The following is a 23,030-nucleotide window of genomic DNA, read 5'->3' as shown; positions in this document are numbered from 1 at the left end:
GGAGTGACGGTCATCGGTGCCCGTCGTGAACGACCGCCTGGAACCGTGCGCGTAGATCCGCAACCCTGGCATCGAGGTCCGCGGCCACCCATCCCTCCGTGGAGACGGGCTCGAGCACCGAGACGTGCACGGTACCGGGGTGTGCGACCAGCGAATTACGCCACATCAACTCGCCGGCGTTGTGCACCACGATCGGCACGATCGGAACGCCCGCCTGCATCGCCAGGTGGAAGCCGCCCTTCTTGAAGGGCGCGATCTTCGGCGTCGGGGTCCGGGTGCCCTCCGGGGCGATCGCGAGGGATATGCCTGATCTCAGCTTCTTCAGCGCAGGTTCGAGCGCGGCCCGCGCCCGAGCGCCGTCGGAGCGGTCGATGTAGGCCACGTCCAGGAGTGCACCGACCGGAAAGAAGCGAGGATCGCGCGACGCTTCAACCTTCGCCACCCCCGTCACATCCCGTTGGACGACGCTTCCGACCACGAGTAGATCCAGGGAACTCTGGTGATTGAACATGTACACCGCAGGCCGCTGCCGCCACGCGTTCTGCCGTCCGGACACCCGCACGTCGATTCCGCAGATCGCGAGAGCCAGATCCGGACCGACCGTGCCGACGAGATTTGCTGCACGCTGACGATCGCCGGTCAGCAGGCCCACTGCTGCGGCCCCGGCAACGGTGGTCGTCAGTGCACCGATCGCGATGCCCGTCCTGATCGTCGACCCCACCGTTGCACCACGCCGCGGCTCACGCAGCCGGACCACGGACCACCCTCGTGTTTTCGCGCGCTGGGTCAGGCGTCGATCCGGATTCAGCGCGACCGGATGCCCGACCGACTCCAACATCGGGACGTCCTCGAATCCGTTCGAGTACGCGAAGGCGCGCCGAGCGACGGCGTCGTGCTCGCTCAGATAGCTGCTCACTGCGTCGGCCTTCGCCGGTCCCCACAGAGGTGGGCCGGACAGACGTCCGGTGAGCATCCCGTCGACAACCTCCGGTCGGGTGCAGAGCACGTCGTCGATGTCGAGGTCCCGCGCCACCGAAAGCGCTTGGTACGGGGTGGCGGAGGTCGCCATGACCACACGATGACCTGCCCTCCTGTGTGCGGCGAGCAGTCCACGTACTTCGGGATAGATCATGCCCGCGATCTCCTGCCGGAACAGTCTCTCCCCCCACTCGAGCAGATCGTCGTCGAGCCGCCCGGACAGGGAGCGCACCGCGATTCCCATCAGCTTTCCCACATCGGCACCCCGAAGTCGCGTGTCCATCGCAGCGCCGGTGGTGCGCATCAGCTCGGCGGCCCCGAGATCGAAGCGCCGCAACCGGTCTCGATACACCACACTGGCCGAGTACCCGTCGATGAGAGTGCCGTCGAGGTCGAAGGCCGCCACCGTGCCCGGTCCGGGTGGCGCCGCGGCGATCGCCGCATGCAGGCCCGAGGCCGTGGTCGTCACCGGTTGACCTCGATTCGCTCGAGTTTCGCATTGGCCAGCGTGCGAATCCGGCGAACACGATCGACCGTGATCCGAATCTCGCGCGCAAGTTCGTGGCGCCGTTCCCCGAGTGACACGTCACCGGCATCTTCCGGTGAACGGTCGACGGCACCCCGGTTCCGGGCGAGTCGCAGAGCTGTCGCGAACAACTCACTCGAGATCGACTCGGTACTCGAGATCTGTTGACGCAGGCGATACTCTTCCGCCCGTTCCAGACAATCCGCCATGAACCGCTCCTCGTCGAACTCGACGTCCAGTGGACATTTCGTCAGTTGATCGGCCACGACGAGGTAGGCCTCGAGGAACGGCTGGAGCACGCGGTGCGCCAGGTACGGAACGACTGCGGACAGCAAGGATTCTGCATGACCTTCGGCGCCGAGATTCCGGTCCCACTCGGGGTCCAGCACCGTGAGCTCGGCCCGAAGATCCGCGCGGAACTCTTCCTTCTCCCCGAAGAAGAACTCGAACTTCAACAAGTCCCGCAGTCGCAGCGCCTCCGCCCATCCCTGCGCCAACGGATCGACGAATCGGTTCTCGGTCGCGGCGGCCAGCACCATCTCGGCGATCGCCCGCACGACCAGAAAGTGAATCGTGGTGTTCCGGAAGAACGCAGCAACCAGGTGCTGATTCCGGCCCAGATAGAACACCCGCTCGTCGCCGGACCCGAAACTCTTCAGGACACCCGAATCGAGGTGTGTCTGCACCGCGGTACGTATCACCTGCGGGTTCGTCAGGTCCACGTCACCGGCAGTGGGCAACCGCCGCGCGGTGATGTACGCGACCATCGGCCCGAGGATGGCCTGCAACTCTCCCACCGTGAGGGCCCGATCCTCGATGCCGAGAAAAGCCAACATGACCAGCGAGGATGCGGTGACCGGAGTTACTTCGTTGATCCGGTGGCACAACTCGAAGGCCGTCTTCTGAACCGCGAGCTTGGTGTCGGTCTCTTGGCCGAGGTACGCGGCCAACGACATCGGCCGACCGACGGCGACATGGGCCACGCCGTGACGTTCACCCTGTGCCCGGACATAGCCGAGCAGCCATTTGAGCCCCTCCTTGCTCTTGGCCTCGCCGTGCGCCTCGGCGGCCATCGCCGACACTTCGTACAGCTGGTCGTAGGTGATCGACACCGGCACGAGGTACACGTCGACGCCCTCACTTTCACGCAGGGCACGCGCGAGATACGTGAGCAGACCGTAACGCGGTGGCCGGAGCTTCCCGGTCCGGCTCCGCCCACCCTCGATGTACCACTCGAGGTTGAAGCGCCTTCCGATCAGGTAGTGCATGTACTCGCGTATCGACCACTTGTAGACCTCGTCGCCCTCGATCTTGCGGCGGATGAAGACTGTCCCGCTTCGCTTCCCGATCGGACCGATCGGCCAGAAGCTCACGTTGAGCCCACCCATCACGTGGTTGAGCGGCAGATCGTTGGCGACCAGCGCCGGACGCAGCACCAAGGGGTCAAGGTACGACCGATGGCTCGGCAGGAACACCAGCGAGTGGCGCTCGTTGAGGCGTCGCAACTCGTCGAATCCGGCCGTGTTCACGTCGAGGCGGTACGCCCGGGAGAAGTAGCGCCCCAGTTGATCCCAGATCGCAATCGCCCGCCGACTCTGCGCCGCGACCATCTCGATGAGGGCATCGCGCGCACGCGACTCGATCTTCACCGGCGACTCGTCCAGATCGGCGGCCAGATCATGGGTTCCGTCCCGGAATCGGCGACTTTCGACGATGTCCTCGACCACGAATCTCGAGACCTTGTACTGGGTGCCGAGCAACGATCGTTCGGCACGTTCGAGTGCCAACGCGGCCTGCCGCCTGATGAACTGCGGCAGGGACCCGCCTCCGTGCTCCTCGAGACGGTGTTCGAGATCGCTCAGCGATGCCGCCTCGCCTTCGAGGACGCGACAACGCTCTGGAACAGCTCCGAGCAGCCGACGTTGCGCGGTACGACTCGGGTGCAGAGGATCGCGCCGCGACAGCGTATTCCTTATCCGGTGATCGCCGGAACCGTCCGCTGTTTCGGGCAGCCACACCACCCGAACCGGCGTCAACAACGGATCTCCGCCGCCCCGCACCAACTCGGCGAGCGCGACGTCGGTGACCGGAACGACCCTCGGTGCGTCCCCGTCACCGTCGCCGAAGTTGCCGAGCCAACGACTCATCACGTCGACTTCGGCGTCCGACATCGCCTCCGTCAGATACACCCGTCTGCGTTGCGCATCTTCCGAACCTTCGGTGATTCTCGCCGCGTGAAGCGTCATCGGTCACCCTTTCGTCCCAGCTCGACGACCTCGTCGAAACCCTCTTGAAGGCACCGCATGAACAACGCGGGTTCGGTCACCGCTGCGGTGTCGAGGTTGACGCCGATGCAGCACACGCCGGCATGCGAAACCAGTGTGGACATAACCGCACACCCCGGAACCGGCCCGAACGGAAACATTCGCTCGATTCGCGCGCCCGCGAGGTAGACCGGCACCGGAACACCGGCCACATTGCTGGCCTGAAGGTCGATCGCTGTCGATTGCGACAGGTACCAACTCGCGAGGAGCCGGGTGGGCACGCGGACCAACAATGGACCGATCGCATCGAGAACACCGATTGCAGGCTCGTCACGCAGACCCATCACGATGGCTCTGACCTTCTTCATTCGCTCTGCCGGGTCGTGGGTACCGACGGGGCCGGAGAACCGTGCGGCCGCAAAATGATTGCCGCCCATGTTGTCCGAAGCCGAACGGAGGCTGATCGGCATTCCGACGGGGATGGACACGACCGGACGCCCGAACTTCTCGTGGTATCTACCGATGCCGCCGAGCAACGCAGCCGTGTACGCGTCGTTCACCGAACCGTCGACGGTCCGGGCAGCCGCTTTGAGTTCGCCGAGACCGACTTCGAGCGCACCGAACCACCGGCCGAGACCGCGTGCAGCCATCAGTTCCGAACCGTTTCCGGGTGGCGGGGCGGCAACCCGGAGAACCGAGTTGGCATAGTCCCACGCGTCACCGAGGAAGGTCGACGGCGCGGCGGCCGCGGACATCGCCGTCCGAAGAGCTCCGCGAGCGATCCCACCGATACGCCCGGGTACGGCCGCCAGGTCCTTCTCCATTTGCGAAGACCAGACCGACCATCCAGAGGTGGTCTCCCCCTCCGGTGGCGGACGGTCCGGCTTTTCCGGGGTCGGCTCCGCCCGGCGACTGTGCAACAGTGTCATCAGGGCGATGCCGCCCAGTCCGTCCGTCATGCTGTGGTGTGTCTTGGCCACGTAGACGGCTTTTCCGTTGTCGAGCCCCTCGATGAGCATCGCGTTCCAGGGCGGACGAGCCCGGTCGAACGGTTCGGTTGCCAGGTGCCGGCACATCCGCAAGGCGTGATCGAACGTCGCAGGTTCCGGCAATCGCACGCGTCGAAGGTGAAAATCGAGGTCGAACTCCGGGTCGACGGACCACACGGGGTTCGCGAACCACGGAACCGCGTCGACCACTCTCATCCGAATTCGCGGAACGATGTGCGATGCCCACTCGTGGGCTGCGACGAGGCGCTCCCAATCGGGCGGTCGATCGAGGACGTCCACCGCCACGATCGGCGTTCTCAGCTGAGGACGAGCCGCCTCCATCCGCCACATGCCCGTCTCGAGATCGGACATCGACCTGTCCGCACCCCAGGTCAGACCGGAAAGGTCCACGTCCACGGCACTCGGTGGCACCAGCTGTTCGCCTGCGGGCATGGCCGCCCTCCCTGAAATCCGTCAGTGACCTACATCACAGTCTGGACCCTTCGGCGCGAACGCGCACCCCTTCACCCCAGTGCGGTCGGCATCGACGCGGCTTCACCGAGTACGTGTTCCGAAAGAAACGCTTCCACCACCTGATACCAGATCTTGGCGTGCTGCGGAGCAAGGACCCAGTGGTGCTCGTCCGGGAAGTAGAGAAAACGGTGGACGGTCGTGCCGTCCTGGTCGGCAGGCAGGCCGGACTCCGACAACAACTCGTACCAGAGCCGCAGCCCCTCACCGATCGGAACCCGGTAGTCCCGGTCCCCGTGAATGACGAGCATGGGAGTGACGATGTCGGCCACGAACAGATGCGGCGAATTCTCGACGGCCATCTCCGGCGTCATCTCACGTTGCCAATACCAGGCAGCATCCGTCGTCGGGCCGAACTGATCGAGCGCCCACAAACTCGCGTGGGTCACTATCGCCTTGAATCGATTCGTATGACCGGCAACCCAATTCGCCATGTAGCCACCGAAGGAGCCGCCCATCGCGGCGGTGCGATTCTCGTCGATCTCCGGACGCGCGACCGCCGCGTCCGTCACCGCCATCAGATCGGTGAACGGTTCCCGTCCCCAACGCCCCCAGCCACGCTGGACAAAATCCTGCCCGTATCCCGTGGACAACGCCGGATCGGGCAGCAACACCGCGTAACCCTTCGCAACCAGCAGCCATGGGCACCAACGCCATGACCACGCGTTCCACGACCCCAGCGGACCACCGTGTATCCACAGCACCAGCGGAACCGGGGCGTGCTGCGCCGCACCGGTCGGAAGCGCCAGCCACGCTCGGAGCGGGGTGCCGTCCGGGGCCGTCGCGGTGACCTCGGTGAGAGAACCCGGAAGTTCCGGGGCCGACGCCGGCGACCGAAGCTCCGTCACCGCTCCCGTGGCGGTGTCGATCCGAACAGGGTGCGGCGGACGCTCGTAGGACGTGCGCAATGCGTAGATCCGACCGTCGGGCGATATCTGGACGTCCGTGTACGCGGCGTCGTCCTCGGTCAGCTGCGTGGGAATCCCGTCTCCCCGTACCACGAACAACGGGCCACGACCGGCGTCGTCCGCCGTGAGCACCAGCCCCGAACCGTCCGGAAGCCACGCGGCAGATGTCGGCCACCTGTCCCAGCCGTCCGCAATGGGGGTCTCCCGGCCGGAATCGACATCCATCCGGTGCGCGGTCACGCGAGGGGCGGAGTCCGGCGACGAGTCGCTCTCACGGAAATACACCATCGCCGTTCCGTCCGGTGACAAGACCGGCGCCGTCAAGTCCGCTCCGGGGTCTTCCATCAGGACGGTGCGTTCTCCACTTCCCGCATCGATGCGAACCAGAACCTGACGGAGCGAGCCCAGCGGCCCCGGTTTCGTCCAGGACGTAACGAGGAACGAACCGTCCGGCGCCGCCGAGAACGACGTGTCTCGAAGCGCCACCCCGGAATCCGGGGTGAGGTCGTTCGGACGGACCTCGTCGCCGCCGAGTTCGAGGGCCACGAGGTGCGGCGCTTCCGGCCCGAGGTCGTGGTCCCAGTGCCGCACCGGATAGCCGGAGTGCAGAACTGCCGAGACCTTCTTGTCCTTACGTTCGGCGCGTATCCGTTCGTCGCCCTCGGGCCCCTGCGCTCCGCCCATCGTCGGGACAGTCACGAACGCCCGATCGGACTGTCTCGCAGCGACCACTCCGGCCACTCCCCCACCTGGACTCAGTACCGAACGTGCCTCCCCACCCTCGGCAGGCAGGCACCACAGGGCGGTCGGTGAATCCTCCTCGGCGGCACGCTTTCTCGCCGACAGGAACAGAAGGTCGCCTGCAGCTGTGAACGTTGCACCCGATTCTCCGGCGCTACCCCACGTCAGCCTCCGCGCGTCACGTTCGCCCGACAGGTCGATGTCCCACAGAGCAGTGACGTACTTGGTCGAGTCGGCGTCCTTGCCCGAGTCGGTGTCCTTGCCCGAGTCGGTATCGAGGACTGCCTGGGCGACCACGAGGCGCTCGCCGTCCGGTGACAGCACCAGTCCACTGATCCGTCCGAGTGCGAGGTAATCGTCGAGGTCGTCGAAAGGCGTACCGGCGTGTAGTTCGGGAATCGGATTCACTGTTCGTTGGTATCACGTCGAGGACGCCTTGGCGTCCATCCGAGCCATTGCCGCGCGTTCAGCGAGGGTGGCGCCACATCGCGTACAAGACCGGTCCACCTCTGGGCATCGGAATCTCGCCCGTGACTGCGAAGCCGAATCGTTCGTAGTACGGGATGTTCGCCGCCTTGCTCGACTCGAGATAGGCGGCCGACCCCTCGGCATCGCATCGATCGAGCCTCGAGGACATCAGGGCGGTGCCGTATCCCCCACCTCGCGCCGCCGACCCGGTTCCGATGGTCGAAAGGTACCAGTGCGGTTCTTGCGGATGAGCACGATCGAGGGCCCGGTCGAATTCGCCACCGAACCGGGTCCTGCCACCGAACGCCCACACGATCGAAGGCATCATCCCAAGAGTCGACCACGTCGACTGTCGCCACATCCCGGGCGGATCCCACAAGGTCGCACCGCCGATCACGCCGGTCTCGTCGGTCGCGACCTCCACGCCGCCCTGGGACAGGTGGTGGTGTCGGGTCACAGCTGAGAACATGCGGGCGAGGCGCTTCGCGCGATCTTTCGGATCGGGCAACACCCACGAGAGTGCCGGATCGTCCTCGAACGCGTCGGCGAGCACGCGGGACAATTCCTGGACATCGGACCGGTCGGCGGGGCGTACACGGATTCCCATGCGCCGAACCTACCTTCACAGGTTCGGCGCTGCACTCCTACTGCACAAGCGGTGCGACTCGGGACGGGATCTCGTTCAGAGCATACGGCAGGCTGAGGACGGTACTCCACGTCATCGCCTCTGCCGCTTCGTCTTCCAGGATGATGGCGCGACCGTCCTTGACCACCTGGAGTTCCTGGTAGAGCGGGGTCTTGTCGAGCTCGGCACGAAGTTTGTCACCGAATCCGCCGCCTGCGTACCAGACGAGCAGGTCGACCTCCGCCAGCGAGAGTTGTTCGGTACTGATCTCGGCAAAGTTGCCGGTGATCTGATCGAGCACGGGCGGATTGGCGAATCCGAGTTCGGTGAAGAAGCGCACCTTGGGGTCCTCGGCACCGTAGACACCGAACTGGCCAGGTCCCTTCAGCGCGCCGACCAGTACCGTCTTGCCTTCGAAGGTGGGATTTGCGACCCTCGCGTTCTCGAAGTCGGCGTCGACCGATGCCGCCAGTTCCGTCGCCTCACCGCTCTTACCCAGCGCCTCGCCGAGAATCGCCGTCTGGTGCTGCCAAGGAACCCCGTAGTCCGCGAACTGCGCGGGCTGAGCAACGGTGGGGGCGATTGCACTCAGTTTGTCGTAGTCGGCCTGGGTGAGGCCGGAATACGTGGCGACGATCAGGTCGGGCGCCGCGCCGGCAACCTTCTCGAAATCGATGCCCCCGGATGCGGCAGCGACAATTTCGGGCTTCTGGTCCCCTGCCGCTTCCTGCGCCCACGGCCACAGACCGTTCGGGTAATCGCCGTACCAGTCGAACGTGCCCACGAGCGTGCCCCCGAGAGCCAGGACGGTGTCCTGGTCGTTGTAGCCGACGCTCACGATCCGCTGTGGGTCCGCCGGCACCTCGGTCGATCCGTACTTGTGCTCGACGGTCACCCCGGTTTCGCTGCTGCCACCCGAGTCGGAATCACTGCTGCACGCCGCAGCGAACGCGAGGATCGCACCGCCCGAACCGACGAGGAACCCTCTTCGACTCAACGAGTGCTGCGTCAGCGGGTGCTGCCCGCGCGAGATGTACTTCTTTGCCACGCCCACCATTCGACGAGCCTCTCTGGGATCCGGTACGTCCACGCAGACATTAATCGACAAACCTCCGAGATGGGGGCGCATCTTCGACCGGAGATGCACTATGGAGACATGAAACACCATGGGCCTCGCGCGGACATCGACGAATCCGAACTGGTTGTCGGGCAGCCGAAGGATTATGCGGCCGGCGTGCCCGCTGTGCTCGTCTCGTTGCAACGCGGACTCGAGCAGATGGGCGCCGTGCGGACGTCACGCGCTCTCGTCCGGCTCAATCAACGCCACGGATTCGACTGCCCGGGCTGCGCGTGGCCCGAGACGCCCGGACACCGTAAGCCCGCAGAGTTCTGCGAGAACGGAGCGAAGGCCGTCGCCGAGGAAGCGACGCTCCGCACAGCGGACCCGCAGTTCTTCGCCGACCATTCGGTGCGCGAGCTGGCCGAACACACCGGTTACTGGCTCGGACAACAGGGCCGAATCACTCGTCCCATGGTGTTGCGACCGGACGCCACCCACTACGAACCCATCGAATGGGACGCCGCCTACGAACTGGTCGCCGAGCACCTGAACGCGTTGGACAACCCCGACGAGGCCGTGTTCTACACGTCCGGCCGCACAAGCAACGAAGCCGCGTTCCTGTATCAACTTCTGGTCCGCAGCTTCGGAACCAACAACCTTCCGGACTGCTCGAACATGTGCCACGAATCCTCGGGAGCCGCACTGACCGACGCCATAGGCATCGGGAAGGGGTCGGTCACCGTTCCCGATCTGCAGGATGCGGATCTCATTCTCATCGCCGGCCAGAACCCCGGTACGAATCACCCGAGGATGCTGTCGACACTGGAGAAGGCCAAGGAGCGCGGAGCGCGCATCATCGCGATCAACCCCCTCCGCGAAGCGGGCCTCCTGCGATTCAAGGATCCCCAGAAGGTGAACGGCGTCGTCGGTCACGGAGTCGAGATCGCCGACGACTACCTGCAGATCCGCCTCGGTGGAGACCTCGCGCTGTTCCAAGGACTCGGGCGGCTTCTCCTCGACATGGAGAAGTCGGAGCCGGGCACGGTCGTCGACCGACCGTTCGTCGAGAAGTTCTGCACCGGCTTCGAGGACTATGCGAAGCACGTCGGCGACGTCGACCTGGATATCGTTCTCGAGGCCACCGGCATCACGCTCGATCAGCTCCTCGACACCGCGCGTGCCCTGGCGCGGTCAGAGCGCACGGTCATCTGCTGGGCGATGGGCCTCACCCAGCACACCCACGCTGTCGCAACGATCCACGAAGCGACGAACATCTTGTTGATGCGCGGAATGATGGGGAAACCGGGGGCCGGTGTGTGCCCCGTACGAGGGCATTCGAACGTGCAGGGTGATCGCACGATGGGGATCTGGGAACAGATGCCCGACAGCTTTCACGACGCACTCGACCGCGAGTTCTCCATCGCCACACCACGCCGTCACGGGCTCGACACCGTGGACGCCATCCGGGCGATGAGGGACGGACGCGCCAAGGTGTTCGTGGCCATGGGAGGAAACTTCGCCCAGGCAACACCCGACACCGACCTCACCGAGGATGCCCTGCGGAGTTGCGAACTCACGGTGCAGATCTCGACGAAACCGAACCGAAGTCACGTGGTCCACGGCCGCACCGCACTGATCCTCCCGACCCTCGGGAGAACCGACCTCGACGTGCAAGCGAGCGGCAAACAGGTGGTCTCGGTCGAGGACTCGATGTCGATGGTCCATCTGTCACGTGGCCGCCTGCATCCCGTGAGCGAGCACCTTCGCAGCGAGGTTGCGATCGTCTGCCAGCTCGCACGAGTGTTGCTCGGTGAGAACCACCCGGTGCCCTGGCGCCCGTTCGAAGGCGACTACGACCGGATTCGTGACTCCATCGCGCGAGTGGTTCCCGGATGTACGGACTACAACCGCCGAGTACGCGAACCCGACGGGTTCGCGCTGCCACATCCACCTCGAGACGCACGCGAGTTCGACACGCCTACCGGCAAGGCCGCGTTCGGCGTGCATGATCTGGAATGGATTCCCACCCCACCCGGGCGGCTGATCCTGCAGACGATCCGCAGCCACGACCAGTACAACACCACCATCTACGGACTCGACGACCGCTACCGCGGGATCTCCGGCGGCCGCCGCGTCGTCCTCGTCAACGACTACGACATCCGCGAACTCGGCTTCCGCGACGGCGATCTCGTCGACGTGGTGTCCGAATGGACCACCTCGGACGGCACGACGCAGGAACGGCGAGTGACGGAATTCCGCATCGTTCGATACGACACACCACGCGGGAATGCGGCTGCCTACTATCCGGAGACCAACCCGCTCGTGGCTCTCGATCACGTTGCCCACAAGTCGAACACCCCTGTGTCGAAAGCAGTGATCGTACGTCTCGAAAGGAGTGCGTGATGGGCCGAATAACCGCCAGACGACCGATCGTGCGCGTCACCGCAACCGGATCGTCGGCCCGCCCCGACTCGTTGGCGGTGGAAGAGCCGTTCGAGATGCGGGTGGGCGGTCGTCCGCTGTCGGTCACCATGCGCACACCGGGCGCCGACATCGACCTGGTCCACGGATCTTTGTACACCGAAGGGATCATCCGCGACCGCTCGGACATCACCGAGGTCCGCTACTGCGACGGCGTCGACGAGAACGGAACGAACACCTACAACGTCGTCGACGTCCACCTTCCCGATGGCAGCCACCTGCCCGAGGCACGGAGTCGACGAACCTTCGTCAACTCGGCATGCGGAGTGTGCGGCAAGACGTCCGCCGACGAAATTCGTCAGAAGCTGCCGTTCCCACCACCCGCAACCGACCTGTCCGTCTGCACGACCACGCTGGCCGAGATGCCGGTGACACTGCGCCGCGGCCAGCGCGCGTTCGATTCCACCGGCGGACTACATGCGGCCGCCCTGTTCACAGCCGACGGCGCACTCCTCGCACTACGCGAGGACGTCGGGCGGCACAACGCCGTCGACAAAGTGCTGGGTTGGGCTGTCCGAGAAGGACTTCCACCACTCTCGGACAAAGTACTCTTGGTCACCAGCAGGGCATCGTTCGAAATCGTCCAGAAGGCCGCCATGGCAGGCGTGCGGGTCCTGGCCACCGTGTCCGCGCCGTCGTCGCTTGCCGTGGACCTCGCGAACGAGTGCGATCTGACGCTGGTCGGATTCCTACGAGGCGACTCGATGAACGTCTACACCCACGCCGAACGAATGAAAATCGACTCCGGTCAATCCTGAGCGCAGACGAAATCGATCGCAGCTCGATACCCCTGAATACCGAGACCCGCGATGACGCCGGACGCGATACCGGAAACGTAGGAGTGGCGCCGGAACTCCTCACGCGCGTGAACGTTGCTGATGTGCACCTCGACCAGGGGGACCTCGAGCGTCACCAACGCGTCGCGAAGCGCAACGGACGTATGAGTGAATCCGCCCGGATTGATGATCACGGCAGACGCGGACAGACGAGCCTCGTGAACCCAGTCGATCAGTTCACCCTCGTGATTGGACTGCCGAGCATCGATATCACGTCCTGCCTTCGCCGCAGTGGTCCGGCACAACTCCACGACGTCGTCGAGCGTCGCGCTGCCGTACACCTCCGGCTGCCGCTGACCGAGAAGGTTCAGATTGGGGCCGTTCAAGACGAAGATCGGTCCGTCTGCCGTCATAACGCGCTGTCCTCCCGGTGTGCGAACCAACTCGAATAGCTCGGGGCAGCCCCGATACGAGAAAGACGTTCGTGCGGCGAACCCACACGAACGTCCGTCCTCGTCACAATTGCCTACGCGCTCTTGTCGCGGCGCTCCCGCTCCCGCTTACGCGGAACGATGGTCGGAAGCACGTTGTCGTTGACGGTCTCGGCACTGACCACGACCCGCTCGACGTCATCGCGACTCGGAATGTCGTACATCACCGGCAGGAGCACTTCCTCCATGATGGCGCGAAGACCACGAGCGCCGGTGCCGCGGAGAATTGCCTGATCGGCGATGGCCTCGAGGCCGTCCGTAGTGAACTCGAGCTCCACGTTGTCCATGTCGAACAATCGCGTGTACTGCTTCACCAGTGCATTCTTCGGCTCCGACAGAATCTGAACCAGCGACTCCTTGTCCAGATTCGTCACCGAGGCAACGATCGGGAGTCGGCCGATGAACTCGGGGATCAGACCGAACTTGATGAGGTCCTCGGGCATGACCTCGGCGAAATGATCCTGAGTGTCGATCTCCGCCTTGGACCGGACCTCGGCACCGAAACCGATCCCTCGCTTGCCGATGCGGTCCGACACGATCTTCTCGAGCCCCGCGAACGCACCCGCGACGATGAACAGCACGTTGGTGGTGTCGATCTGAATGAACTCCTGATGCGGGTGCTTACGCCCACCCTGCGGAGGAACGCTCGCCTGCGTTCCCTCGAGAATCTTCAGGAGTGCCTGCTGTACGCCCTCACCGGACACGTCCCGGGTGATCGACGGGTTCTCGCTCTTGCGTGCGATCTTGTCGACCTCGTCGATGTAGATGATGCCGGTCTCGGCACGCTTCACGTCGTAGTCGGCAGCCTGGATGAGTTTGAGGAGAATGTTCTCGACATCCTCGCCCACGTACCCGGCTTCGGTGAGCGCCGTGGCGTCCGCAATGGCGAACGGCACGTTGAGCATCTTGGCCAACGTCTGGGCAAGGTAGGTCTTGCCACAACCGGTGGGCCCCAACATGAGAATGTTGGACTTCGCCAGTTCGACGGACTCACCGTGGGCATCACGGTTCTTGTCGCCGGCCTGAATGCGCTTGTAGTGGTTGTAGACGGCGACCGCCAACGACCGCTTCGCAGAATCCTGACCGATCACGTAGTTCTCGAGGAAGTCTCGGATCTCGGCCGGCTTGGGGAGCTCGTCGAGCTTCACCTCGCTCGTTTCGGCCAGTTCCTCTTCGATGATCTCGTTGCACAGGTCGATGCACTCGTCGCAGATGTACACCCCAGGTCCCGCAATGAGCTTCTTAACCTGCTTCTGACTCTTGCCACAAAAAGAGCACTTGAGCAGGTCCCCGCCGTCTCCGATGCGTGCCATCTCGTCAGGTCCCTACTTCCTTCGTTTCCGTGCAACCCTCGCCCGAAGTGGATCTGGACGAAAGCCCGTTATGTGACCGTACCCGCAGATCGGGAACAAGGTCGACTGCTTACCGGTGATTCGTCGACCTATATTCCGAATCCGTCTCCCGCGAAACGACCCGCCTCACGCCGATGCGTTTTCGGGGAGTTCAGACTCGTGGATTCCGTCCCCGGCTCGCGGCAACCGCCGGATACTGGCGTGTCGCGCGAGCCGGGTGGATCGACGTCGAAAGACCTACTTCTGCGCGCTGAGCTTGCGGTACTCGAGCACGTCGTCGATGATGCCGTACTCCTTGGCCTCCTCGGCCGTCAGAATCTTGTCGCGATCGGTGTCCTTGCGGATCACATCGGCATCCTTGCCGGTGTGACGTGCCAGCGTCAGCTCCATCTGGCGACGCATGCGCTCGATCTCACCTGCCTGGATCTCGAGGTCCGACACCTGACCCTGAATACCCTCGGTGGCCGGCTGATGGATGAGCACACGAGCGTTGGGAAGTGCCATGCGCTTACCGGGAGTTCCGGCAGCGAGCAGCACCGCGGCTGCCGAAGCTGCCTGACCGAGGCACACCGTGGTGATGTCGGCCCGCACGTACTGCATGGTGTCGTAGATCGCCATGAGCGAGGTGAACGAACCACCGGGCGAGTTGATGTACATCGTGATGTCACGGTCGGGGTCGAGCGACTCCAGAACGAGCAGCTGCGCCATCACGTCGTTGGCGGACGCGTCGTCGACCTGTACGCCGAGGAAGATGATGCGCTCTTCGAACAGCTTGTTGTAAGGGTTGGACTCTTTGACGCCGTAGCTCGAGTGCTCGATGAACGACGGCAGGATGTAGCGGCTCTGCGGACCGGCCGGAGCCTGGCCGCCGAGCTTACGGGGATCGAACATGTTGGTCATCGGTTCTCCAAAGAATTGTGGGGCGTGCGACGGCGGGATCGGTCAGTTACCGGATCCGCCGGTCTGGCGCGCGCGGGAGACGACGTGGTCGACGAAGCCGTACTCGAGTGCCTCGGTGGCCGTGAACCAACGGTCACGGTCCGAATCCTCGGTGATCTGCTCGATGGACTGGCCCGTGTGCTCGGCGATGAGTTCGGCCATTTCACGCTTGGTGTGTTTGAACTGCTCGGCCATGATGGCGATGTCGCTGGCCGTACCGCCGATGCCTGCCGACGGCTGGTGCATCATGATCCGCGCATGCGGTAGCGCGTAACGCTTGCCCTTCGCGCCGGCCGACAGCAGGAACTGCCCCATCGAAGCGGCCAGGCCCATACCGAACGTCGCGACGTCGCACTCGGCGAACTGCATCGTGTCGTAGATCGCCATGCCCGCGGTCACCGAACCGCCGGGCGAGTTGATGTAGAGCGAGATGTCCCGAGTGGGGTCCTCCGCCGACAGCAACAGGATCTGCGCGCACAGCTTGTTCGCGATGTCGTCGTCGACCTGAGTACCGAGGAAGATGATGCGCTCGCGTAGCAGGCGTTCGTAGACCGAATCGCTGAGGTTCAATCCAGCGGTAGCGGAGGTCATGGCGGGACTCTGCAAAGTCTCCAGGTGATTGGAAGTCACGGTACCTGCCTTCTCGAAAAATCGTCGATTGCTGACACTGACACTAACGAAGTGGGGCGGCACCGAAGTCCCGGTGCCGCCCCACTTCGCTCAAAGCGGAAAACTATTCACTGACGACAGCGACCCAAAATGCCCGCCACCTGCCTTTTTACTTGTCTTCACTCTCGGCGGAATCGGCCGCCGTGTCGTCGTCCTCGGACTCGTTGCCGCCGAAGAGCTCCGACGTGTCGACTGCGGCACCCGTGGTGTCCGTGACCTTCGCCTGCTCCACGACCGACGCGAGCGCCTTGCCGCGACGAACATCCGCGAACACTGCCCCGAGCTGTCCCGCCTGCTGGATCTGCTGGATGAACTGCTCGGGCGCCATGCCGTAACGCTGCGCCTGGAAGAGAATGCGCTCGGTGAGCTCGTCCTGACCGACGGTCACGTCACCGGCATCGGCGATCGCGTCGAGCAGCAGCTGGGTCTTGACCGACCGCTCGGCGCCTTCCTGAGCGTCCTTGTCGAACTCCGCGCGAGTGGTGCCCTGCTCCTCGAGCGCCGACTCGAATGCTTCCTCGTCGTGGTCGAAACCGTGCACGGCGTCGTGCTGTGCCGCGTCGACCTCTGCCTTGACGACAGCATCGGGCAGCGGGACCTCGACCGTCTCGATGAGCTGTTCGAGAACCTTGTCGCGGATCTGGCCGGCCTGCTCGACCTTGCGGACGCGACCGACGCGCTCTCGCAGGTCGGCTTCGAGCTCCTCGAGCGTGTCGAACTCACTCGCCAGCTGAGCGAACTCGTCGTCCGCCTCCGGGAGCTCACGTTCCTTCACGGAGCCCACGGTGACGGTGACAACCGCTTCCTTGCCCGCGAACTCGCCGGCCACGAGGGTGGACGGGAAGTCCTTCGACTCCCCTGCCTTCACACCGATGACGGCCTCGTCGAGGCCCTCGATGAGCTGGCCGGAACCGACCTCGTGCGACAGGCCGGTCGCCGTTGCCTCGGGAACGTCCTTTCCGCCGACGGTTGCGGTCAGATCGATCGACAGGAAGTCACCGTCCTGAACACCGCGATCGACGCCGGTGAGGGTTCCGAAGCGCTGGCGCAGCGACAACAGCTGCTCCTGGACGGCCTCGTCGGTGATCTCGACCGGATCGACCTCGACTGCGATCGTCGAGTAGTCGGGCAGGGTGATCTCGGGGCGGACGTCGACCTCGGCGGCGAACTCGAGGACGTCACCGTCTTCGAGCTTGGTGATCTCGATCTCGGGCTGGCCGATGGCCTTCACCGAAGAGCTCGTCACAGCCTCGGAGTAGCGGCCCGGAAGCGCGTCGTTGACGACCTGCTCGAGCACTGCACCGCGACCGACACGCGCTTCGAGAAGCTTGGCCGGGGCCTTGCCGGGACGGAAGCCGGGGAGACGAATCTGCTGCGCGAGGGCCTTGTAGGCCTTGTCGAAATCAGGCTTGAGCTCCTCGAAGGGCACCTCAACGTTGATACGGACTCGCGTCGGGCTCAGCTGCTCGACGGTGCTCTTCACGGAAATAGCTCCTTCGTCTGGTCTTGCACGTTCGATTTCGACAGATTTGCCTGTCTGGTGGTTCTGGTCGGGGTGACAGGATTTGAACCTGCGACCCTCCGCTCCCAAAGCGGATGCGCTACCAAGCTGCGCTACACCCCGGTCCGAGAAGGTTCTCGCCAACCTCGCGAGGACCCGGGGACCGATCCTACGGCCCCCCGATTATGAATTCCAAAGCGAGGTTGGGTACAGTCTCCATCGCAGCCGGAGTTCACTGCTAGCAGCGAGTTTCGACGTGCACGGGGATGTAGCTCAATGGTAGAGCCTCAGTCTTCCAAACTGATTACGCGGGTTCGATTCCCGTCATCCCCTCCACGAAGGAGCGTTCCCCTACGGGAACGCTCCTTTTTCGTGCGCTCGGTCCGTCTTGCGACTGTGACCATGTCGATGTTCGCTCGCGGCGTAACTCCCCATCACGTCGGTACTGTGGGAAATGTCCGATTCACCACCCCAGTCAGTGGTCGTCCGAAACTTCCGGTCGTGAGGCCCTCATGGAATTCCTGCTCGTCATCGTCGTCCTTGCCGCCGTCGTGTTCGTCGTCGCCAAGACCCAGAAACGCTCCTCCGCCACCCAACTCGAGGACGCCAAAGCAGACGCCCGCCAGTCGATCGAGCGACTCGGTGGACAGGTGTTCAACCTCGTCGGCTCCGATACTCCGTCGAAGCAGGCGCTCGCGGACGCCTCCGAGCGATACACCGCCGCAGGTTCGCAGATAGATCAGGCAACCACCCCGGCACAGGCCAGGCTCGCGAAGCAGACCGCACTCGAGGGCCTCTACTACATCCGTGCCGCTCGCATCGCGATGGACATGGACCCGGGCCCCGAGGTGCCGACCCTCGACGGGCAGAAAGCCGCGGGGACGGTCACCGAGGATCGTGAGGTCGAGTTCGAAGGGCGGCAGGTGGCCGCGTCCCCCAACCCGTCTTCGCGCACACCGAACTACTACCCGGGCGGACGCGTCGCAGGTCGGCCCGTACCGGCAGGTTGGTACTCCGAGCCCTGGTGGCGTCCCGCCCTCGTGGCCGGCGCATGGGGTGTCGGTTCGATGTTCTTGTTCTCGGCGATGTTCTCCGGAATGTCGGGAGTCGGCTATTCCGCGAACGAGTTCGAAAGCGGTGCGGGTGACGCATCGCAGGAACTCGGCGACAGCGCAGACGCGGGCGACATGGGCGATACCGGCGACATGGGCGACACCGGTGGTGGCGACTTCGACCTCGGTGGCGGGGACTTCGGCGGCTTCGACTTCTGACCTCAGGAGGGTTGACAGGTGGGGCACCAGAACAGATTTCGGCCCTTCATCACCGAATGCAGGATAGGGGTACCACACACCCGGCAAGGCTCACCGGCCCTGCGGTACACGTACGTGCGCGGCCGGTCCTTGGCATACGACGGCGCACCGAGGTCATGTTCCGGCCGGACGACGTGCATCCTGCCTCGCCGGACTCCCACCGCCATGAGAGCGACGAGGTCGTCCCACAACGCATCCCATTCGGGCCGGGACATCTGGTTACCCGGTCGATCCGGGTGGATTTCGTGCCGGAAGAGGACCTCGGCCCGGTAGACGTTGCCCACCCCGGCCAGCACCGACTGGTCCATCAGCAGTGCGCCGATGGAAACCTTCGAACGGGAGATCCGATTCCAGGCGCGGGCGGGATCGGCATCCTTGCGTAGCGGGTCCGGTCCCAGCCGGCGAAGGACCGCATCCACTTCCTCGGGGTCGAGGACTTCGCAGGCGGTGGGACCGCGAAGATCGGTACCGAAACTCGTACCGATCATTCGCATCCGCACCTGGCCGACCGGATCGTCCATCGGTACCGACGAATCGGTGAATGCCCCGTACAGACCGAGATGAACGTGCACCGTGCGGTCGGCCTCGTAGTGATGGAACAAGTGCTTGCCCCATGCGTCCGCGCGGTGCATAGCGAGACCGTCCACGAGGGCCGCGCCCTCCGCGAACCGTCCTTGGGGACTCAGAACACGGACCGGCGCGCCTGCGAATTCTCGACGATGCAGACGCGCCAGTCGGTGAAGAGTGTGCCCTTCAGGCACGGATGGACCTCAGCCCTGCGGGACCGCAGGAGCGACGCCGGTCTTCTCGTACTCGGCAAGAATGTCGATTCGGCGCTGGTGACGCTCCTCGTCCGACCACGCCGTCGCCAGGAACGCATCGACGATGGCGAGAGTTTCCTCGAGCGAATGCATGCGCCCACCGATTCCGATGAGCTGCGCGTTGTTGTGCTGGCGGGCAAGCTGCGCTGTCTCGACGCTCCAGGCGAGAGCACAACGGGCGCCTGGAACCTTGTTGGCTGCGATCTGCTCGCCGTTTCCGCTGCCACCCAACACGATTCCCAAGCTGCCTTCGTCGGCGACGACTCGGCGTGCGGCCTCGATGCAGAAGGCGGGGTAGTCGTCCACGGCGTCGTAAACGTGGGCACCGCAGTCGACGGCTTCGTGCCCCGCCGCGGTCAGGTGTTCGATGATCTCGTTCTTACGTTCGAATCCGGCATGGTCGGCACCAAGGTATACGCGCATGGTCGGTGATTCTGTCAGACGCGGCGCGACCTTCGATTGGTTACCTCTCCCCGGCGCGCCCTAACCTGGTGCGCATGAATCCCGACAACCCGGCCGGGCCGAATTTCCACGGCACTCCCCCTCCCGGATTTCCGCTTCCGGCGACGCCGCACTCACCCGCACCGCAGCATCCGCAGTGGGCGTCGGGGCCGACAGGGCCTGTCCGGAGTTCGGGCCGCACCGGTCTTTTTCCCGGGGACGACCCCATTCGGCATCCCTGGGAGATTCCCCTCCTGGTCGTGACGGTGCTACTCACCGCGATCGTCTACACCGTTGCGATCCTCGCGCTTGCCCTCGGCGTCGTATCGACCTGGTTGTTGATCGTTCTGCTCGCACCCATCGCCCTCGCCATCGGCCGCGGGCAGTTGTACGGGTCGCAGCAGGTCAACGGTGTCAAGATGTCACCCACGCAGTTTCCCGACGGATATTGGATGGTGGCCGAGGCTGCAGCCAGGTTCGGGATGCGCACGCCACCCGATGCGTACGTGGTCCTCGGCAACGGCCAGATCAACGCATTCGCGTCGGGCCACGGATTTCGGCGCTTCGTCGTGGTCTACAGCGACATGTTCGAGATCGGCGGACAGGCCCGCGAACCGGAGGCACTGTCGTTCATCATCGGCCACGAGGTCGGCCACATCGCCGCCGGTCACGCGTCGTACTGGCGCCAGCTCGGCCAGCTCGCCGCCAACTATTTCCCCGTCGTCGGGCCCGCGCTGTACCGATCGATGGAGTACACGGCGGACAACCACGGTTACTGCGTGCGCTCCCAGGGTGCTCGTGGTGCGATGGGCGTTCTCGGCGCCGGAAAGTATCTGGTCAGCGTCGTCGGTTTCGACGAGCTCGCCGACCGTGCCACCACCGAACGTGGTTTCTTCCCGTGGTTGGTGAACCTGATGTCGGGACACCCCGTGCTCACCTGGCGGGCCGCGGCGCTGCGCAACCGGACCCGCCACGGGTCGCTGTTCGTCAAACCGGGCCAGCTCTACCGGGAGCCGCAAGCGCCTGCCCCGACGCCTTCGATCGGTCCGACCTGGCCCGGCCGATAACCGCGAAACCGGGCCCTCTAGTCGAACTCGGGATCCTCGGTCCGTGTTCGCTTGAGTTCGAAGAAGTGCGGGTAGCCGGCGAGTGCGACCGCCCCGTCCCACACCCGGCCTGCGTCTTCACCACGCGGAATCCGTGAGAGCACGGGCCCGAAGAAGGCCACTCCGTTCACGTGGATGGTGGGAGTACCGACATCTGGACCCACCGCATCCATTCCCGCAGCATGACTCTCACGCAGGGCAGCGTCGTATGCGTCCGAATCGGCGGCCTCGGCCAGTTCGGCTCCGAGACCGACCTCGGCGAGCGACGACGCGATGACGTCGGCGAAATCCTTGTTGCCCTCGTTGTGAATTCGGGTGCCCATGGCCGTGTAGAGCGGAGGCAGAATGTCGTCACCGTGCTTCTGCGCAGCAGCGATCAGGACCCGAACAGGGCCCCAAGCCTTCTTCATCATCTCCTGGTAGTCCTCCGGAATGTCACGGCCCTCGTTGAGAACCGCGAGACTCATCACGTGGAACTCGACGTCGATGTCGCGAACCTTCTCGGCCTCGAGGATCCACCGCGACGTGATCCAGCACCAGGGGCACAGCGGATCGAACCAGAACTCCGCCAGATCCTTCGAGCCGACTCCGCCATGTGAACTACCTGTAGTCATCCAGACGCTCCTCGTCGAGTTGTCGTTTCGGTCACTCTTGTGCGCAACACCGATCATCCGCCAAAAGTTCCCGGACCGCGGTTGTCTGCCGCTGCGCGGACGTAGGGTCGGAGAAGGGACTCACGACCGACACCCGATTCCCTCGAGGAGATGGTTCACGTGTCCGACAATTCGACCTTCGTCGTCGTCGGCGGCGGCCTCGCTGGTGCATCGACTGCGATAGCTCTGCGTGAGCTCGACTATCCGGGTTCCATCGTGCTGCTCTCCCAGGAAGATCACCTCCCGTACGAGCGACCGCCACTGTCCAAGGAACACCTCGCCGGCAAGAAGCAACTTGCCGATTTCACCGTCCGGAACGGGGACTGGTATCGCGACCACCACGTCGATCTTCGGCTCGGCACCGAAGTGACGTCGATCGATCGGGACGCACACACCGTGTCTCTGCCGGACGGATCGACGGTTCGGTACGACAAGCTCGCACTCGCCACGGGTTCGCGGTCGAGTCGTCCACCGATTCCCGGCGCCGACGCGGCGGGTGTGCGCTACCTGCGCACGATCGACGAGTCCGATGCCATCCTGAAAATCCTCGAACCGGGATCCGGGCTGGTGATCGTCGGCGCAGGGTGGATCGGCCTCGAGGTCGCGGCCGCCGCTCGCGAACGCGGAGTCGAAGTCACGATCGTCGAATCCGCCGAATGCCCCCTCCTCGGCGCACTCGGCCCCGAAATGGGCAGGGTCTTCGCGGATCTCCATCGCGAGCACGGTGTGACTCTGCATCTCGGAGCCACGGTCGACGAGATCACCGTCGACGACGGACACGCGTCGGGTGTCCGGCTCGCGGGAGGAACGACCATCGCTGCTGAAACGGTTCTCGTGGCTGTCGGGGCGACGCCCAACGTGAAGTTGGCCCGCAACGCCGGTCTCGACGTAGACGGCGGCGTACTCGTGAACGCGGCTCTCTCGACTTCGGACCCGGACATCGTGGCAGTCGGTGACATCGCGGCTCAGGCGCATCCGCACCTCGGGGAACGAGTACGGGTGGAGCACTGGGCAAACGCCCTGAAGCAACCCAGGACCGCTGCAGCCACCATGCTCGGACGGACTGCCGAGTACTCCGATCTGCCGTACTTCTTCACTGATCAGTTCGACCTCGGAATGGAGTACACGGGGTACGTGCCCAGTGCGGGTTACGACCGCGTCGTCGTCCGCGGTGACACCGACAGCCGCGAGTTCGTCGCGTTCTGGATCGACTCGGAGAACCGTGTTCTGGCGGGCATGAACGTCAACATCTGGGACGTCACCGATCAGATCAAGGCTCTGGTGTCGTCGGCGTCGCCCGTCGATCCCGCCCAGCTCGGCGACCCCTCGATGGGACTGTCGGACCTGTTGCCTTAGCTCTCCGCAGTCGATCGTGATGTGATGGCAACATCGAACGAGCA

At 64.5% G+C, this 23,030-nt stretch carries 19 protein-coding genes and 2 tRNA genes; 6 read left to right on the top strand and 15 right to left on the bottom strand.

Annotated features, from left to right (window positions below):
* Positions 1-10 precede the first annotated feature (10 nt).
* From ACFWO3_RS12000 to ACFWO3_RS11975, 6 genes are all read right to left on the bottom strand, one after another.
* Positions 11-1,447 carry an HAD-IB family hydrolase gene (locus ACFWO3_RS12000; RefSeq protein WP_378577554.1) on the bottom strand — a complete coding sequence of 479 codons (1,437 nt, stop codon included), beginning with the start codon at positions 1,445-1,447 and terminating at the stop codon, positions 11-13.
* Positions 1,444-3,750 carry a glycerol-3-phosphate 1-O-acyltransferase gene (locus ACFWO3_RS11995; RefSeq protein WP_378577552.1) on the bottom strand — a complete coding sequence of 769 codons (2,307 nt, stop codon included), beginning with the start codon at positions 3,748-3,750 and terminating at the stop codon, positions 1,444-1,446. Before ACFWO3_RS11995 ends, ACFWO3_RS12000 begins: the two co-directional genes overlap by 4 nt.
* Entirely contained in the window at positions 3,747-5,210 is a 1,464-nt protein-coding gene (locus tag ACFWO3_RS11990) for a wax ester/triacylglycerol synthase domain-containing protein (RefSeq protein ID WP_378577550.1), read from the bottom strand. The genes ACFWO3_RS11995 and ACFWO3_RS11990 overlap by 4 nt, the downstream gene beginning before the upstream one ends.
* Before the next feature lie 71 nt (positions 5,211-5,281).
* Entirely contained in the window at positions 5,282-7,345 is a 2,064-nt protein-coding gene (locus tag ACFWO3_RS11985; protein WP_378577548.1) for a prolyl oligopeptidase family serine peptidase, read from the bottom strand.
* A gap of 58 nt (positions 7,346-7,403) precedes the next feature.
* Positions 7,404-8,012, bottom strand: a complete 609-nt coding sequence (locus tag ACFWO3_RS11980) for a GNAT family N-acetyltransferase (RefSeq protein ID WP_378577546.1) — start codon at positions 8,010-8,012, stop codon at positions 7,404-7,406.
* A gap of 37 nt (positions 8,013-8,049) precedes the next feature.
* A complete protein-coding gene (locus ACFWO3_RS11975) occupies positions 8,050-9,078 on the bottom strand; it encodes an iron-siderophore ABC transporter substrate-binding protein (protein ID WP_378577544.1) in 1,029 nt (342 codons plus the stop codon).
* A 108-nt stretch (positions 9,079-9,186) separates the two neighbouring features.
* Here ACFWO3_RS11975 and ACFWO3_RS11970 point away from each other — a divergent pair, with 108 nt between their 5' ends.
* Both ACFWO3_RS11970 and fdhD read left to right on the top strand, forming a co-directional pair.
* Entirely contained in the window at positions 9,187-11,493 is a 2,307-nt protein-coding gene (locus ACFWO3_RS11970) for an FdhF/YdeP family oxidoreductase (protein ID WP_378577542.1), read from the top strand.
* The gene (fdhD, locus tag ACFWO3_RS11965; protein ID WP_378577540.1) at positions 11,493-12,329 is read left to right on the top strand and encodes a formate dehydrogenase accessory sulfurtransferase FdhD; all 837 of its coding nucleotides are present in this window, start codon (positions 11,493-11,495) and stop codon (positions 12,327-12,329) included. Before ACFWO3_RS11970 ends, fdhD begins: the two co-directional genes overlap by 1 nt.
* Here fdhD and aroQ read toward each other — a convergent pair.
* The 6 genes from aroQ to ACFWO3_RS11935 all read right to left on the bottom strand — a co-directional run bounded on the left by aroQ (position 12,320) and on the right by ACFWO3_RS11935 (position 17,422).
* Positions 12,320-12,760 (bottom strand): type II 3-dehydroquinate dehydratase, encoded by a 441-nt coding sequence (aroQ, locus tag ACFWO3_RS11960; protein WP_378577538.1) that lies wholly within the window; start codon positions 12,758-12,760, stop codon positions 12,320-12,322. The two genes, fdhD and aroQ, sit on opposite strands and share 10 nt — an antisense overlap.
* Before the next feature lie 113 nt (positions 12,761-12,873).
* On the bottom strand, positions 12,874-14,151 hold the full coding sequence (gene clpX / locus ACFWO3_RS11955) for an ATP-dependent Clp protease ATP-binding subunit ClpX (RefSeq protein WP_378577536.1): 1,278 nt from the start codon (positions 14,149-14,151) through the stop codon (positions 12,874-12,876).
* Between the two features lie 276 nt (positions 14,152-14,427).
* Positions 14,428-15,090, bottom strand: a complete 663-nt coding sequence (locus tag ACFWO3_RS11950; RefSeq protein ID WP_378577534.1) for an ATP-dependent Clp protease proteolytic subunit — start codon at positions 15,088-15,090, stop codon at positions 14,428-14,430.
* A 42-nt stretch (positions 15,091-15,132) separates the two neighbouring features.
* On the bottom strand, positions 15,133-15,720 hold the full coding sequence (locus tag ACFWO3_RS11945) for an ATP-dependent Clp protease proteolytic subunit (protein WP_378577851.1): 588 nt from the start codon (positions 15,718-15,720) through the stop codon (positions 15,133-15,135).
* Between the two features lie 187 nt (positions 15,721-15,907).
* Positions 15,908-17,281: a trigger factor gene (gene tig, locus ACFWO3_RS11940; protein ID WP_378577532.1), complete on the bottom strand. Its 1,374-nt coding sequence runs from the start codon at positions 17,279-17,281 to the stop codon at positions 15,908-15,910.
* A 64-nt stretch (positions 17,282-17,345) separates the two neighbouring features.
* Positions 17,346-17,422: transfer RNA gene (locus ACFWO3_RS11935), tRNA-Pro, on the bottom strand.
* A 139-nt stretch (positions 17,423-17,561) separates the two neighbouring features.
* Between ACFWO3_RS11935 and ACFWO3_RS11930 the strand changes: the two genes are divergently transcribed.
* Together ACFWO3_RS11930 and ACFWO3_RS11925 are read left to right on the top strand one after the other, a co-directional pair.
* Positions 17,562-17,635: transfer RNA gene (locus tag ACFWO3_RS11930), tRNA-Gly, on the top strand.
* A gap of 176 nt (positions 17,636-17,811) precedes the next feature.
* The gene (locus ACFWO3_RS11925; protein WP_378577530.1) at positions 17,812-18,570 is read left to right on the top strand and encodes a DUF1542 domain-containing protein; all 759 of its coding nucleotides are present in this window, start codon (positions 17,812-17,814) and stop codon (positions 18,568-18,570) included.
* A gap of 2 nt (positions 18,571-18,572) precedes the next feature.
* On the opposite strand, the gene ACFWO3_RS11920 is transcribed toward ACFWO3_RS11925, so the two are convergent.
* Together ACFWO3_RS11920 and ACFWO3_RS11915 are read right to left on the bottom strand one after the other, a co-directional pair.
* A complete protein-coding gene (locus ACFWO3_RS11920; RefSeq protein ID WP_378577528.1) occupies positions 18,573-19,370 on the bottom strand; it encodes an Fpg/Nei family DNA glycosylase in 798 nt (265 codons plus the stop codon).
* 9 nt (positions 19,371-19,379) lie between these two features.
* Positions 19,380-19,853, bottom strand: coding sequence for a ribose-5-phosphate isomerase (locus ACFWO3_RS11915; RefSeq protein ID WP_378577526.1), 474 nt, complete (start codon positions 19,851-19,853; stop codon positions 19,380-19,382).
* 74 nt (positions 19,854-19,927) lie between these two features.
* Between ACFWO3_RS11915 and ACFWO3_RS11910 the strand changes: the two genes are divergently transcribed.
* Complete coding sequence (locus ACFWO3_RS11910; protein ID WP_378577524.1) at positions 19,928-20,938, top strand: M48 family metallopeptidase; 1,011 nt, start codon at positions 19,928-19,930, stop codon at positions 20,936-20,938.
* A gap of 17 nt (positions 20,939-20,955) precedes the next feature.
* Here ACFWO3_RS11910 and ACFWO3_RS11905 read toward each other — a convergent pair whose 3' ends face one another.
* Entirely contained in the window at positions 20,956-21,591 is a 636-nt protein-coding gene (locus ACFWO3_RS11905) for a DsbA family protein (protein WP_378577522.1), read from the bottom strand.
* A 159-nt stretch (positions 21,592-21,750) separates the two neighbouring features.
* Between ACFWO3_RS11905 and ACFWO3_RS11900 the strand changes: the two genes are divergently transcribed.
* Positions 21,751-22,986, top strand: a complete 1,236-nt coding sequence (locus ACFWO3_RS11900) for an NAD(P)/FAD-dependent oxidoreductase (RefSeq protein ID WP_378577520.1) — start codon at positions 21,751-21,753, stop codon at positions 22,984-22,986.
* Positions 22,987-23,030: the final 44 nt, after the last annotated feature.

The organism is Rhodococcus sp. NPDC058521 (assembly GCF_042719695.1).
Classification (GTDB): Bacteria; Actinomycetota; Actinomycetes; order Mycobacteriales; family Mycobacteriaceae; genus Rhodococcus_F.
This window is presented reverse-complemented; position numbering and strand designations above follow the sequence as displayed.

Bases quoted from the DNA above. Each gene is read 5' to 3' on its own strand.
- ACFWO3_RS11995 (WP_378577552.1), bottom strand. From the start codon at position 3,750: ATGACGCTTCACGCGGCGAGAATCACCGAAGGTTCGGAAGATGCGCAA.
- ACFWO3_RS11990 (WP_378577550.1), bottom strand. From the start codon at position 5,210: ATGCCCGCAGGCGAACAGCTGGTGCCACCGAGTGCCGTGGACGTGGAC.
- ACFWO3_RS11980 (WP_378577546.1), bottom strand. From the start codon at position 8,012: ATGGGAATCCGTGTACGCCCCGCCGACCGGTCCGATGTCCAGGAATTG.
- ACFWO3_RS11970 (WP_378577542.1), top strand. From the start codon at position 9,187: ATGAAACACCATGGGCCTCGCGCGGACATCGACGAATCCGAACTGGTT.
- fdhD (WP_378577540.1), top strand. From the start codon at position 11,493: ATGGGCCGAATAACCGCCAGACGACCGATCGTGCGCGTCACCGCAACC.
- aroQ (WP_378577538.1), bottom strand. From the start codon at position 12,760: ATGACGGCAGACGGACCGATCTTCGTCTTGAACGGCCCCAATCTGAAC.
- clpX (WP_378577536.1), bottom strand. From the start codon at position 14,151: ATGGCACGCATCGGAGACGGCGGGGACCTGCTCAAGTGCTCTTTTTGT.
- ACFWO3_RS11950 (WP_378577534.1), bottom strand. From the start codon at position 15,090: ATGACCAACATGTTCGATCCCCGTAAGCTCGGCGGCCAGGCTCCGGCC.
- ACFWO3_RS11945 (WP_378577851.1), bottom strand. From the start codon at position 15,720: ATGACCTCCGCTACCGCTGGATTGAACCTCAGCGATTCGGTCTACGAA.
- ACFWO3_RS11925 (WP_378577530.1), top strand. From the start codon at position 17,812: ATGGAATTCCTGCTCGTCATCGTCGTCCTTGCCGCCGTCGTGTTCGTC.
- ACFWO3_RS11915 (WP_378577526.1), bottom strand. From the start codon at position 19,853: ATGCGCGTATACCTTGGTGCCGACCATGCCGGATTCGAACGTAAGAAC.
- ACFWO3_RS11910 (WP_378577524.1), top strand. From the start codon at position 19,928: ATGAATCCCGACAACCCGGCCGGGCCGAATTTCCACGGCACTCCCCCT.
- ACFWO3_RS11905 (WP_378577522.1), bottom strand. From the start codon at position 21,591: ATGACTACAGGTAGTTCACATGGCGGAGTCGGCTCGAAGGATCTGGCG.